Here is a 13,188-nt window from a genome sequence, read left to right on the forward strand (position 1 = left end):
TCGGGAACGCACATCGTCCCGGCGCTACGGGAGGGACATCGAGGGCAGGCCGGGCAACACCTTTTCGAGCGTGATGGGGAAGTCGCGTACGCGGATCCCGGTGGCGTTGAAGACGGCGTTGGCGACCGCCGCGCCGGACCCGCAGATGCCCAGCTCACCGACGCCCTTCGCGCCGAGCGGGTTCGCCTTGTCGTCGTACCCGTCGAGGACGACGACCTCGACGTCGGGGATGTCGGCATGAACGGGCACCAGGTATTGCGCGAAGTCCCGGTTGACGAAGGCACCGGTTCGCGGGTCGACCACGGCCTCTTCCTCCAGCGCCGCACCGGCTCCCCAGATCATGCCGCCCATCAGCTGCGAACGGGCCGTCTTCGCGTTGAGCACGCGGCCCACCGAGAACACGCCCAGCATCCGCCGCAGACGGATCTCGGCGGTGTCCGCGTCGACCCCCACTTCGGCGAAGTGGGCCCCGTAGGTGTGGATCGAGTAGGCCGAGTAGTGCGGATCGTCGCCCATGAAGCGGGTCCGGCCCTCCGCCTCCATCCCTTCGGGGGCGTGGCGTGCCACGATCTCGCTCAGCGCCTCGGACATGCCGCCGATGCGCACACCGCCCACGGCGAACACGGCGTTGGCCGGGTCCAGGCCGTACAGCGGGGAGCGCGTGTCGCCGCACGCCGCGGCCAGCAGCTTCTCGCGCAGGGCCGCACACGCCCGGTACGTCGCGGTGCTGGAGTTGGTGGCGCCCCACGACCCGCCGGACCCCCAGCTGCTGGGATGCTCGGACCTCCCGAGCTCGACCCGCACCCGCTCCCGCGGCAGCCCGAGCCCGTCGGCCGCGACCTGCGTCAGGATGGTGTACGTGCCGGTCCCGATATCGGTCATGTCCGACTGGACGACGGCGGTGCCGTCCGCCGTCAACCGCACCCGCACCGCGGTCGGCCCCTGGAAGTGCCCGCGGATGGCGGCGGACATGCCGTAGCCCACCAGCCACCGTCCGTCGCGCATACTCGCCGGCGGCACGGGGCGGCGCTCCCAGCCGAACCGGCGCGCGCCTTCGCGCAGGCAGTCGACCAGATGCCGGTCGCTGTACGGCACGTCCCGCTCGGGGTCGACGGTGGGCTCGTTGCGGATCCGCAGCTCGACCGGGTCCATCCCGAGCGCCTCGGCCAGCTCGTCCATCGCCGACTCCACCGCGAGCATGCCCGGCGCCTCGCCCGGCGCGCGGACGTCCGAACCGCGCGGCAGGTCCAGCGGCGTCAGCCGGTGGCTGGTCAACCGGTGGGGCGCGGCGTAGAGGCTGCGGGTCGTGGCGGCGGTCTGCTCGGCGTACTCCATGTCGGGGTTGGTGTGCATGGTGACGTCATGGGCGAGCGCGGACAGCCGTCCGTCGCGGCCCGCTCCCAGCCGGACCCGCTGGTTCGAGGTGGGGCGCACGCCGACGAGCTGGAAGACCTGCTGCCGGGTCAGCGCGACCTTGACAGGGCGGCCCGACGCGCGGGCGGCCAGCGCCGCCAGGATCGTCTCGGCATGGATGCCCAGCTTGGAGCCGAATCCCCCGCCGACGAAGGGCGTGACGATGTGAATCCGCTCGGGATCGGTCTGGAGGGTGGCGGCGATCGAGGCCCGCGCCGCATCGACGATCTGGCAGCTGACGTGGACGATCAGGTCCTCGCCCCGCGGTTCCGCCAGGCATGCGTGCGGTTCCATCGGCATCGAGAGCTCGTACGGCGTCGTGTAGTACTGATCGATCTTCACGGGGGCGGAACTGAATCCGGCATCGAAATCGCCCACCGCGGTGTCGGTGGCGAGTCCGGCATTGACCGTCTTCGGCGCGTACGCCTCGCCTTCGTGCCCGGCCAGGAGGAAACGGCCCTGCCCGACCGCGTAATCCACGTCCACGAGTTCGGCCGCCGCGCGGGCCTGCTCGAAGGTCTCGGCGACGACGAGTGCCACCGGCTCGCCGTAGTGGTGCACGTCCGGGCCGGTCAGCGCCGGCTGGGCGCGCCAGTATTCCATCGGAACGGACTCGTCACGCGGGCCCTGCTCCGGAGCATTGTGATGGGTCATCACCATGCGTACACCGGGCGCGCGTTCGGCGCTGCCGGCGTCGATCCGGGTGATGCGGCCCTTGCCGATGGTCGCGCCGACGATGACACCGTAGAGCGGTTGGCCGGCTTCCCAGTTCTCGTAGGAGTAGGTGGCCCGGCCGGTGACCTTCGACGGGCCGTCCACGCGGTTCACAGCTTGCCCGATCATCTCGGCTCCTCAGCTCGGCCGAGCCGCTTGCGCCAGCGTGCGGCACAGCGTGCGCTTGGCCAGCTCGATCTTGAAGTCGTTCTCCCCCCGCCCCACGGCGTCGCGCATCGCAACCTCGGCGGCGGCGCGGTACGTGTCCATCGTGGCGGGGCGCCCGGTCAAGGCGGCCTCGGCCTCGACGGACCGCCACGGTTTGTGGGCCACACCGCCGAAGGCCACCCGCGCCAGCTCGATCGTCTCCTGCTCCACCGAGACGACGGCCGCCACGGAGACCAGCGCGAACTCGTAGGACGCCCGGTCGCGCACCTTGCGGTAGAGCTGCCGGCCCGGCGGCGGCGGGGGCAGGAGCACGGCCGTGATCATCTCGTCGGGCCGCAGCTCGGTCTCGATGTGCGGTGTGCCGCCGGGCAGCCGGTAGAAGTCCGTGATGGCGACGCGGCGTACCGACGCATCGGCGTCCAGCAGCTCGATCTCCGCGTCCAGCGCGGTCAGCGCGACGGCCATGTCCGAGGGGTGGGTCGCGATGCAGGAGTCGTCGGCGCCGAGAATCGCGTGGATCCGGTTGAATCCGTCGAGCGCCGAGCATCCGGACCCGGGCTCCCGCTTGTTGCAGCCCGCGGCGGTGTCGTAGAAGTACGGGCAGCGCGTGCGCTGCAGCAGATTTCCGCCGGTGGACGCCTTGTTGCGCAACTGGCCCGACGCGCCGGACAACAGCGCCTCCGACAGCGCCGGATAGCGCGTACGTACCCGGGCATCGGCGGCCACATCGGAGTTCGCCGCCTGTGCGCCGATGCGCAGTCCGCCGTCCGGGAGTTCCTCGATGTCCCGCAACGGAAGCCGGCTGATGTCGACCAGATGGCTGGGCTTCTCGATGTCGAGCTTCATCAGGTCGAGCAGGTTGGTGCCGCCACTGATGAACTTCGCGCCGGTTTTGGACACCGCGGCGACGGCTGCCTGTGCGTCGGTGGCCCGCTCGTAGGTGAAGGGCCTCATTGCGGGTCTCCCTCCGCGACGTCGCGGATGGCGGCGACGATGTTCGGATAGGCGGCGCACCGGCAGATGTTGCCGCTCATCCGCTCCCGGATCTCGTCGCCGGTCAACGCGACCTGGGGGGCGGCCACATCAGCGGTGGCGTGGCTGGGCCAGCCCGCCTCCACCTCGGTGAGCATGCCGACGGCCGAACAGATCTGGCCGGGAGTGCAGTAGCCGCACTGGAAGCCGTCCCGCTCGACGAAGGCACGCTGCATGGGGTGCAGCCCCTCGGGATCGCCCAGGCCTTCGATCGTCACGATCTCGTCGTCCTCGTGCATCACGGCGAGCGAGAGACAGGAGTTGACGCGCCGGCCGTTGATCAGCACCGTGCAGGCGCCGCACTGCCCGTGGTCACACCCCTTCTTGGTCCCGCCCAGGCGCAGATGCTCGCGCAGCGCGTCGAGCAGCGAGGTCCGCGGATCCACCTCCAGCCGCCGCACCTGGTCGTTGACGTTCAGTGTGATCGCCGAGAGCGGGGCCGTGGCCACCTGACTCCGCTCCGCGGCGGCCGCATCGGATTCGCTCATCACAGCCCGCCTTCCTCGCTGGGCGCGGGTGTCACTCCTCGGATAGGCGTCACCACTGCCGGGCACGCCCTTCCCCGCACCCCGTCACCACTGCCGGGCACGCTTCCCCCTCCCCAGGGTCTCGCACATGCCTGACCGTCGCAGCGCGAAGACCCTGTGGGCGGAAGGCGGGACGTGGCGGCCACGGCGCGGCCGGACCACGGCTCCGCCCGGGCCCGACAACCGGCTCCGGCCCGGCCCCTCCCGCCCCGCGCGGTTCAGCGCTCCTGTTCCACCAACTGCTTCAATTGCCGCAGGTCGCTCCGCAGACCCCGTTCGATCGCCGCCGCCTGGGCGAAGCCCCGGGGCCCGCCGAACGCGTCCTTGATCTCGCCGGGGTCGTACTCGAAGCGGGCCTGGACCCGGGTGTGCTCGCGGTCGATGGGCAGCAGGGAGAAGGTGCCCGCCAGCTCGGGGCCGCTGGTGGTCTGCCACATCATGACGTTCTCCATGCTGCGGTCGGTGATCTCGATGTCGACCCCCTGCGTCCGGCCGCCCGCGTCCAGGTCCAGGTGCGTCCGGTGCTCGCCCTCCGAGCGGGCCTCGCGCACGCCGTCCAGGAAGCGCGGATAGACCTCCGCCCGGTGGAGGCAGTCCCAGGCCGTATCGATGGGAGCGCTGATATCGATGTGTTCTTCGAGAGTGCTCATCGGGCACCTCACAGCTCGGTTCACGGCTACACGGTTACTTCTCCAGGGTGCTCCGGGCGGGAACCGGAAGCGACCCGGCTCCCCCGGGCCCGGTGTCGCCCCGGGGCGACCGGCCCGAGCCGGCCTACGGTGGCCGCGTGACAGCGAGTGCACCGAAGCGCGCATGCCGCCGTGACCTGTGGGCGGTTGCGGGTGCGGTGGCGTTGTTCGTACTGGCGGCCGTCGTGGGGCGGGTCCTCAACCGGACGGTCTACGGTTCCGAGGGGATTCTGCGGCTGGGCTGGCCCCCGTTGTACGCATGGTGGCTGCCGCATGCCGGCCCCGGCACTCCGGCGGCGGTGGCCGTCGCCGCGCTGGTGGTGGTCTACGGGCCGTCGACCGCACGGCGGCTTCCGTGGCGGGCGCTGGTGCCGGCGGTGTGGGCCGCGGCGATGGCCTGGACGTGGTCGCTGGCGCTCGTGGACGGGTGGGGCCGGGGCGTCGCCGAGCGGCTGACCACGAGCCTGGAGTACCTGCGGTCCGTCGACGACGTGCACGACGTGGGCGCCTTTCTGCGCGACTTCACCCGGCACATTCTGGTCGGCTCGCCCGACATCTGGCCGGCGCATGTGGCCGGTCATCCGCCCGGTGCGCTGCTGACGTTCGTCGGTCTGGACCGGATCGGGCTGGGCGGCGGTGCCTGGGCCGCCGTCTGGTGCCTCACCGTCGGGACCTCCCTCACCGCGGCCGTCATGGTCACCGTCCGCGCGTGTTGCGGTGAGGAACTGGCACGCCGGGCCGCCTCGTTCCTGGTGCTGGCTCCCGCAGCGGTGTGGATCGGGGTCAGCGCCGACGGCTACTTCGCGGGCGTGGCCGCCTGGGCCCTCGCCCTGCTGGCCCTGGCGGCCACGCGGAGCACACGGGTGCCGCGCCTCGCCGCGCTGGGCGCGGGACTGCTGCTCGGCTGGGCCTGGTACCTCTCCTACGGCCTGACCCTTCTCGTCGTCCCCGCGGCCGCGGTGCTGCTGCTCGCGCGCTCGGTCCGCCCGTTGCCGTACGTACTGCTGGGCGTGCTGGTGTGGGTGGCGGCGTTCACCTCGGCCGGGTTCTGGTGGCTGGACGGCTATACGACGCTCGTCGAGCGGTACTACCAAGGTGCCGCGAAGGTACGCCCGTACAGCTACTTCATCTGGGCCAACCTGGCGGCCCAGGTGGTGACCGTGGGCCCGGCCACCGTCGCCGGACTGCGTCGCGCCGCTGGTCCGCTGGGCCGGGCGGTACGGCGAATGCGGCGCGAGCCGCCGACCGGACGCGGCGCCCTCGCCGTGCTGGTCGCGGCCGGGCTGTGCCTGCTGCTGCTCGCGGATGTGTCCGGGATGAGCAAGGCGGAGACCGAACGGATCTGGCTGGGCTTCGCGGTGTGGACGCTGCCCGCCTGTGCGCTGCTCCCCCGCCGCTTCCATCCCTGGTGGCTGGCCGCGCAGGGCCTCCTCGCCCTGCTGGTCAACCACCTGCTGCTCACGGGCTGGTGACGGCGGCCCGCCGACCCCGGCCTCCGCCGGCGACCGGTGCGAAGGGCTTGCGGCCTACTCGTCGGGGCGGCGGGGCGCCGATGGAGGGGACGGAGGCGGAGAGGGCGGCCCGGCCGGAGGCGGGGCGGGCGGAGCAGTCGGGGGCGCGTGCGGCGGAGGGGATGGAGGCCCGGCCGGGGGCGCGGGCGGAGCGGGAGGCGCGCCCGGAGCCGGTGGCGGGGACGGAGGCGGTGGCGGGGACGGAGGCGGTGGCGGTGGCGGTGGCGGGGACGGAGGCGGGAGATCCCCGATCCGTGCACCCGTCGCATGCGTGCGCCACAGCGCGACCAGCAGACACACCGCGGAGGCCGCGAAGAGCCCGGCGGCGATCAGCAACCAGCGGCCCCAGAAGACACCGGACGGCAGGGCGGTGTACCGCGTGAAGTCCGGGACGCGACGCAGGATCAGCGGGTACCACACCAACAGCAGCAGGAGCGCGACGAACGCGGGCACCCGGAGGTAGTTGATCCCGCCCGCCACCACCGGGCCGGGGGTTCCCGCCTCCCGCCGACGGCCCCGGCTCAGGCGCTGCACCACACGGTCGGTGACGGTGTAGAGGGGCAGGAACACCAGGTCGTGCAGGAGGGCTGCGCCGACGAACCAGATGATGATGCCGAGGGTGTCTCCGGTGAGCAGACGAACGCCCGCGTACACCGTCAGGAGGAAGGAGCACACGACGAGGAGGAGGTGGAGCGGCGACGCCCCGTAGCGTGCGCGGAAGGCCTTCACACCGTGCCCCCGAAGGTGAGACGGGTGACCCATTTGGTGTTGTGCACACCGGGGTTGGCGGGGACGATGATGCGCGCCGGGTATCCGTGGTCCGGGGAGAGATCGGCGCCGTTGACCCGGAGCGCCAGCAGCGAGCGGGCGTCGCGTACTTGGTTGTCGCGCAGATGCGTCGAGCGGAAGGCCCCGGCACGCTGCACGGACTCGACGAAGACGCCCGGTGGGCCGTGGCGCAGGCCGACGAGCGCGGCGAGGTCGGTCAGCCGGACGCCGCTCCAGTGCTGGTCGTCGGTGGACCAGCCCTCGACGCAGGCGATGGGCAGGGCGGCCGTGCGCTGGGGCAGGGCCAGGACCTGCGCGCGGGTGAGGATCTTCTCCCGGCCGTTGCCCCGCACCACCAGCCGCCAGTCGGGCCCGATGTCGCGGGCCCGGATCCCCACGCTCGCCGCGGTCTTGTTGATCTGGAAACCATTGGGCCCCTGCCCCGGCTCCTGGCCGCGCGGAGCCAGCAGCGCGGTGCCGCGCAGCGAACCGCCGATGCTCTGCCCCGCCGTGACGAGGAGCAGGCTCAGGGACCCCGCGCCCACCAGGCCGAGAGCCCCGCGCCGCGATGTGGTGGGAGGCGCGGGGTGCGGGGTCACCAGCCCGGTGTCGTCGGCCGGTTCGCTCACCGTCCGGGCGGCCGGGGTGCGCAGCTCGGTACCCAGCCGGCGGCTGCGCAGGGCCTTCGCCATCACCGGGAGACGGAACGCGATATGGACGACGAACGCCCCGGTGAAGATCCATGCACCGTAGAAATGCAGGGTGTAGAAGGAGCCCGGGAAGATGTAGTGCAGCTGGATGTTCAGCACGCCGGTGACGAACTCGAACAGCGCCCCGCCCACGAGGAGCAGCAGCGACAGCCGTTCCAGCGCATGGCTCGGGGAGCGCAGCGGCGGCCAGGAGAACAGCTTCGGGAGGACCGACCACAGCTTCGCCAGCAGGACGGGGATCAGCACCACGCCGAGCGTGACGTGGACGCCCTGGGTGAGGCGGTAGAGCCAGTACGGGCTGGTCGGCCAGGAGAACAGGTAGAAGCCGAGCCAGCCCTTCCCCGGTGTCTGGTCGTTGCCCGGGGCCAGATCGGGGTTGTAGGCGGCGTAGGACAGCAGTCCGGTCACGAACAGCACGGGGATGCCGACGAGCAGGAGCACTCCGAACACCGAGGTCAGCCACGGTCCGCGCAGCGGGCTGCGCCAGAAGGCGGGGCGCGCCGGGCCGGGCGGCGGACCGCCCGGCAGGCGAGGGCGGCGGCCGGGGGCGGGGTGGTGCGGCCCGTCGTCGTGGTCGCTCGGCTCCATGGCATCCCTTCACCGTGTCCGGGGCGGCTCGGCCCGGCCGCGCAGGGACAAGATAGGCGGCAAAGTGCGCATACGGCACGAACCATGACGATCTACCAGTCGCCGGACACCCCATGCCGCATGCCGCGTACGCGCTACTGCGCCTCGCCCTCCTGCTCCCGCACGGCGGTGTCGTCCCGCAGGTAGCCGAGCCGGTCGACCACCTCGACCACCCCGTCGACGCTTTCGCACAGCCGCACGGCGATGGTGACCAGGCTCCGGTGGTCCAGGGTGCCGGTGAGCGTCACGGTGCCGTCGGCGACATCGACCGTGACCGCGGACGGGGAGACCCCGAGCGTCCGCGTCAGCACCTCCTCCAGCACCTCCTCCTGAATGGCGCGGTCCCGGCGCAGGAACAGCCGCACCAGGTCACTGCGGCTGATCACACCGACGAGACGGCCGAAGTCGTCGACCACGGGCAGCCGCTTGACCCTCTTCTTCTCCATGGTCCTGGCCGCCTCGACGACGCTCCAACCGGGCCGCGCCACCACCGCGGGGCTCGTCATGATCGCTTCGGCGGTGGTCGCCCCGAGCTTCGCGAGCTGCCTGCGCAGCAGATCGGCTTCGGAGACCACCCCCACCGGCCGCTCGTCCTCGTCGAGGACGGGGACGGCGGTGATGTCGTACTCGTCGAGCAGGCGCGCGATCTCCTTGAACGGCGTGCCCCGCTGGACGACGACGGCTTGGGGCGTCATCAGGTCGGCGACGCGGCGGTGCCTCATGGTGGGCCAGTCCCTCCGGTTGTGCACGGGCCGGATCCCGTCGGCCGCACGGGCGGGGAGTCCGGTACGGACAAGCCTGCCTCGCACCGGTGAAGCGTGCGCAGAACGCAGCGGGTCCGGCGCGTCCACGGCTCGCGCTCGCCCGTACGGGCCCGCTCACTCGTGCGCGATCACCGCGATCGGGCAGGTCACATGGTGGAGGGCGGCATGTGCCACCGGGCCGAGGCGTGGCGCGAGCGGGGGCCGGTGCAGCCGGCGGCCCACCACCAGCAGTTCGGCCCCGAAGACCGATTGGACCAGCGCCCGGGACGGGCTCTCGGGCAGCACGGTCCGCTGGACCAGCACCTCGGGAAACCGCTCGCACCACGGGCTCAGCGCGTCCTGCAGCTCGACGTCCGCCTCTTTGGCGAGTTCCGTCGCGGCATCCGGGTCCAGGCCCCACGGGGTGTAGGCGTGCACGGGGAGCGGACGCCCGTGCACGGCCTGCAGCGAAAGCCCCCGGCGCGCCGCGGCGTCGAAGGCGAAGTCGAGCGTCCGGTCGCACGGGCCGTTGAGGCTGAGGCCGGCCACGACCCGCGCTTCGGGGGCGGGTGGCAGGCCGTCCGCCCCCTCGCGCCGCGGCGATGCCGCGCGCCCGCCCTCCCGGACGAGAACCACCGGCCCCTTGGCCCGGCCCACGACGTTCAGACTCACATCGCCGAGGACATAGCTCTCCCACGGCCCGAGCGCCCGCGATCCGAGCACGATCATCTGCGATTCGCCGGCCGCGCCCAGCAGCGCCGGTTCGGCCTCCGCGCCCACCAGGTCCTCGATGATCTGCAGCCGCGGATGGCGTTCCCTCACCTCGTCCCGGGCCCGGCGCACGAGCTGCCGGGCGCCGGCGTTCCGGTCGCGGTCCGGCGGCGAATCCGGCGCCTCGGCGGCCAGCAGTATCCACGCGTGGAGCAGCCGTAGCACCGCCTGCCGCCGGTCGGCTTCGTCGGCGGCCCAGCGCGCGGCCGCCAGGCTCGCCGGCGAGCCGTCGAGTCCGACGGTGATGACATCCGGCTCCATGGTCCGCTCCTCAGCCGCGCCGCCCCCGACGGACCGGGCAGGTCCGCCGCACCGCGCCGGACGACCTCATGATCACCGAGCCGGGACACCCGGTCCCGGCCGCTGCGGCGGGAAGCCCGCGGCATCGCTCACGACGCCGTTTCGACCGGCTACGACGTCTCCGCTGTCCTGCCCCCATCGTGGCTCCGATCGCCGGAGCCCGCAGGCCGTACGGGCCGCGCAGACCGCGGCACGGTGACACCTGCGAGCCCTCGGTGCCGCTCCGGAGCTCCGGCGGGCCGTGGACGCCGGCCGCCCTCGGAGCGGAACGATGAGTTCGGCGTCGCCCACCGCCCGCAGGAAGGCGGGCGTCGTGCCGATCATCTCCGCGGCACGCCCCATGGCGTACGCGGGGATCGGGACCCTCGGGTCCCTTGCACCTCTCTGCTGGACGCGTCGAAGGGCCCTGGCGCGTACGGCACCGGGCCCCGAGGCCAACGCCACCTGCCGACGCCGTGCACCGGCCCGACCGCTCCGCCGCGCCCCGCTTCGGGTCCGAGCCCTCGGATACCCCGGCGGGGCATCCCGGGACAGCAGGAAATTTCGTTGACCACCAGAGAAATATTAGCCACTTGAATTTCGAATATCTATCGCGGCTGGCATAGACTTCCTGCGCCTCGGCAGGCCGTCCCGGGACGTGGGGCCGGCGAGCCGGGAAAGCGGAGGAGGGGGCCGGGACCGGCTCGCGCCCGCACCGCCACCGAGCGAGGGTCGAGCGGCTCGTCGGTCGGCGTACGACCGGCCGCAGGCGAGCAGGGGACGGACCGGCCGCGCACGGGTACGCACCGTGGCAGGAGTGGGCGTCGGGCCGGCTTCGAACGGCCCGACGTTCGGTGCGCCGCTGGTGAATATCTCGTGCCGCAACGACAGAAATACCTGCCACGCCGGTAGGGGTTTTCGGCCGCCGGAAATGCCGGGTGCAACAGCCGCGCAGCGCTGCTGGTGCCGTGCTACTGTCGATCTCAGTTGCAGTTGTGGTTCCCAAAGACTTCACGCTACCTCGTCGGCTTTCCAGGCCGGTTGGAGTGCTTTTGTATTTCCGGACTTTCCGGAGGGGCAATCATCGCGGCGACGCGGGGTCCGCACAGTGCGGCCCCGGGCACTGCCCCGAAGGAGATATGACATGGCTACTGGCACCGTGAAGTGGTTCAACTCGGAAAAGGGTTTCGGCTTCATCGAGCAGGAGGGTGGCGGCGCTGACGTGTTCGCCCACTACTCGAACATCGCCACCCAGGGCTTCCGTGAGCTGCAGGAGGGCCAGAAGGTGACCTTCGACGTCACGCAGGGCCAGAAGGGCCCGCAGGCCGAGAACATCGTCCCCGCCTGACGCTGACGCGTAACACCGCAGCTGGGGCCCGCACCTTGGGTGCGGGCCCCAGCGCGTTGCCCTTTGCGGAATGCGCTGTGCGTGCCGTCGCGGCCGCACGAGCGACAAGGGGCAGCCTGATCGGCGCCGAACCGCAGTGCGCTGCGGCAGAACGGCAGTCCGTCCAGTTCCGTGCTCCGGCACCGTGCTCGTCGCTCTGTGCGACGACACATTTTCACGCGCCGGCGGTCAATTCCGCCCCGCCTCGTTCCATCTGTTTTCTCCGGTCCGTTCTGCGATTCTTTTGTGTGTGGCTCATTGCTGCCGGGAATTCTTCGACGTACCGCATCGAGGAAGGTTCTTCATGAACCGCACCGCTCGCCCGAACGACCGCTCCTCCCGTAACCGCTCCGCCGGCTCCGGCCGTGGCGGCTCCCGCTCGCAGGCGTCGAACCGCTCCGGTGGCCAGCGGCGTCGCCCCGCCGCACGGCCGGGAGAGTTCGCGCTGCCCGTCACGCACACCCCCGCCCTGCCCCCGGCCGAGAGCTTCGCCGAACTGGACATGCCGCCCGCGCTGCTGGCGTCGCTGACCGCGGAAGGTGTGACGACCCCCTTCCCCATCCAGGGCGCCACGCTGCCGAATTCACTGGCCGGACGCGACGTGCTGGGCCGTGGGCGCACCGGCTCGGGCAAGACGCTCGCCTTCGGTCTGGCCCTGCTGGCCCGTACCGCCGGTCAGCGCGCCGAGCCCGGACGCCCGCTCGCCCTGGTGCTGGTGCCCACCCGCGAGCTGGCCCAGCAGGTCACCGACGCGCTCACCCCCTACGCCCGGTCGCTGTCGCTGCGGATGGCCACGGTCGTCGGCGGGATGTCGATCGGCCGGCAGGCAAGCGCGCTGCGCGGTGGGGCCGAGGTGGTCGTCGCGACGCCGGGACGGCTCAAGGACCTCATCGGCCGCGGTGACTGCCGGCTGAACCAGGTCGCCATCACCGTGCTGGACGAGGCCGACCAGATGGCCGACATGGGCTTCATGCCCCAGGTCACCGCGCTGCTCGACCAGGTCCGTCCCGAGGGGCAGCGGATGCTGTTCTCGGCCACCCTGGACCGCAACGTGGACCTGCTGGTCCGGCGCTACCTGACCGACCCCGTGGTCCACTCCGTCGACCCCTCGGCGGGCGCCGTCACGACGATGGAGCACCACCTGCTGCACGTCCGCGACGCCGACAAGCACGCCACGACCACGGAGATCGCCGCCCGCGAAGGCCGGTCGATCATGTTCCTGGACACCAAGCGCGCCGTGGACAAGCTCACCAAGCACCTGCTGAACAGCGGCGTGCGCGCCGCTGCCCTGCACGGCGGCAAGTCCCAGCCCCAGCGCACCCGCACCCTGGCCCAGTTCAAGACCGGCCAGGTCACGGTCCTGGTGGCCACCAACGTCGCGGCCCGCGGCATCCACGTCGACAACCTCGACCTCGTCGTCAACGTCGACCCGCCCACGGACCACAAGGACTACCTGCACCGCGGCGGTCGCACCGCCCGGGCCGGCGAGTCCGGCAGCGTCGTCACCCTCGTCCTGCCCAACCAGCGCCGCGAGATGGACCGCCTGATGGCCGACGCGGGCATCACCCCGCAGTCCACCCAGGTCCGCTCCGGGGAGGCCGAACTGAGCCGCATCACCGGCGCGCAGGCGCCCTCCGGAATCCCGGTCACCATCGCCGCACCCGTCGTCGAGCGTCCCAAGCGCAGTGGCTCCTCCACCCGCGGCCGCCGCAGCCGCTCCGCCCAGGCCCGTCGGTCCACCGGATCGTCCCGGTCCGCGACAGGGACGTCGCCGCGGCAGCGGTCCGCCGGCAAGGCGTCCTGATCCACCCGCTCCGCCCACCTGTATCCGGCTTCTCTTCGACCCTGT

11 protein-coding genes and 1 pseudogene are annotated in these 13,188 nt (G+C 72.1%); 3 read left to right on the top strand and 9 right to left on the bottom strand.

The features are described 5' to 3' along the window. Positions 1 to 24 precede the first annotated feature (24 nt). The 4 genes from Scani_RS19915 to Scani_RS19930 form a co-directional block, all read right to left on the bottom strand. Entirely contained in the window at positions 25 to 2,256 is a 2,232-nt protein-coding gene (locus tag Scani_RS19915; RefSeq protein ID WP_159478191.1) for a xanthine dehydrogenase family protein molybdopterin-binding subunit, read from the bottom strand. 9 nt (positions 2,257 to 2,265) lie between these two features. Then, a complete protein-coding gene (locus Scani_RS19920) occupies positions 2,266 to 3,249 on the bottom strand; it encodes an FAD binding domain-containing protein (RefSeq protein WP_159478194.1) in 984 nt (327 codons plus the stop codon). Beyond that, entirely contained in the window at positions 3,246 to 3,815 is a 570-nt protein-coding gene (locus Scani_RS19925) for a 2Fe-2S iron-sulfur cluster-binding protein (RefSeq protein WP_159478197.1), read from the bottom strand. The genes Scani_RS19920 and Scani_RS19925 overlap by 4 nt, the downstream gene beginning before the upstream one ends. Before the next feature lie 257 nt (positions 3,816 to 4,072). After that, entirely contained in the window at positions 4,073 to 4,504 is a 432-nt protein-coding gene (locus tag Scani_RS19930; RefSeq protein WP_159478200.1) for an SRPBCC family protein, read from the bottom strand. A 137-nt stretch (positions 4,505 to 4,641) separates the two neighbouring features. On the opposite strand from Scani_RS19930, the gene Scani_RS19935 reads away from it, so the two are divergent. Beyond that, positions 4,642 to 6,015 carry a hypothetical protein gene (locus tag Scani_RS19935; RefSeq protein ID WP_371872358.1) on the top strand — a complete coding sequence of 458 codons (1,374 nt, stop codon included), beginning with the start codon at positions 4,642 to 4,644 and terminating at the stop codon, positions 6,013 to 6,015. A 54-nt stretch (positions 6,016 to 6,069) separates the two neighbouring features. On the opposite strand, the gene Scani_RS41995 is transcribed toward Scani_RS19935, so the two are convergent. The 5 genes and pseudogenes from Scani_RS41995 to Scani_RS42190 form a co-directional block, all read right to left on the bottom strand. After that, on the bottom strand, positions 6,070 to 6,783 hold the full coding sequence (locus Scani_RS41995; protein WP_308686581.1) for a hypothetical protein: 714 nt from the start codon (positions 6,781 to 6,783) through the stop codon (positions 6,070 to 6,072). Then, positions 6,780 to 8,120 (bottom strand): molybdopterin-dependent oxidoreductase, encoded by a 1,341-nt coding sequence (locus Scani_RS19945; RefSeq protein ID WP_159478206.1) that lies wholly within the window; start codon positions 8,118 to 8,120, stop codon positions 6,780 to 6,782. Before Scani_RS19945 ends, Scani_RS41995 begins: the two co-directional genes overlap by 4 nt. Before the next feature lie 134 nt (positions 8,121 to 8,254). Then, entirely contained in the window at positions 8,255 to 8,881 is a 627-nt protein-coding gene (locus tag Scani_RS19950) for a CBS domain-containing protein (protein ID WP_159478227.1), read from the bottom strand. 156 nt (positions 8,882 to 9,037) lie between these two features. Next, entirely contained in the window at positions 9,038 to 9,934 is an 897-nt protein-coding gene (locus Scani_RS19955; RefSeq protein ID WP_159478231.1) for a universal stress protein, read from the bottom strand. Positions 9,935 to 10,177: 243 nt separating this feature from the next. Continuing rightward, positions 10,178 to 10,315 (bottom strand): annotated as a pseudogene (locus Scani_RS42190) (MerR family transcriptional regulator); the annotation flags it as partial. 781 nt (positions 10,316 to 11,096) lie between these two features. Here Scani_RS42190 and Scani_RS19965 point away from each other — a divergent pair. Both Scani_RS19965 and Scani_RS19970 read left to right on the top strand, forming a co-directional pair. Then, positions 11,097 to 11,300 carry a cold-shock protein gene (locus Scani_RS19965; RefSeq protein ID WP_055568178.1) on the top strand — a complete coding sequence of 68 codons (204 nt, stop codon included), beginning with the start codon at positions 11,097 to 11,099 and terminating at the stop codon, positions 11,298 to 11,300. 343 nt (positions 11,301 to 11,643) lie between these two features. Further along, the gene (locus Scani_RS19970) at positions 11,644 to 13,143 is read left to right on the top strand and encodes a DEAD/DEAH box helicase (RefSeq protein ID WP_159478234.1); all 1,500 of its coding nucleotides are present in this window, start codon (positions 11,644 to 11,646) and stop codon (positions 13,141 to 13,143) included. The last annotated feature ends 45 nt before the right edge of the window (positions 13,144 to 13,188 follow it).

Origin of the sequence: Streptomyces caniferus, from assembly GCF_009811555.1 — a bacterium.
GTDB lineage: Bacteria > Actinomycetota > Actinomycetes > Streptomycetales > Streptomycetaceae > Streptomyces > Streptomyces caniferus.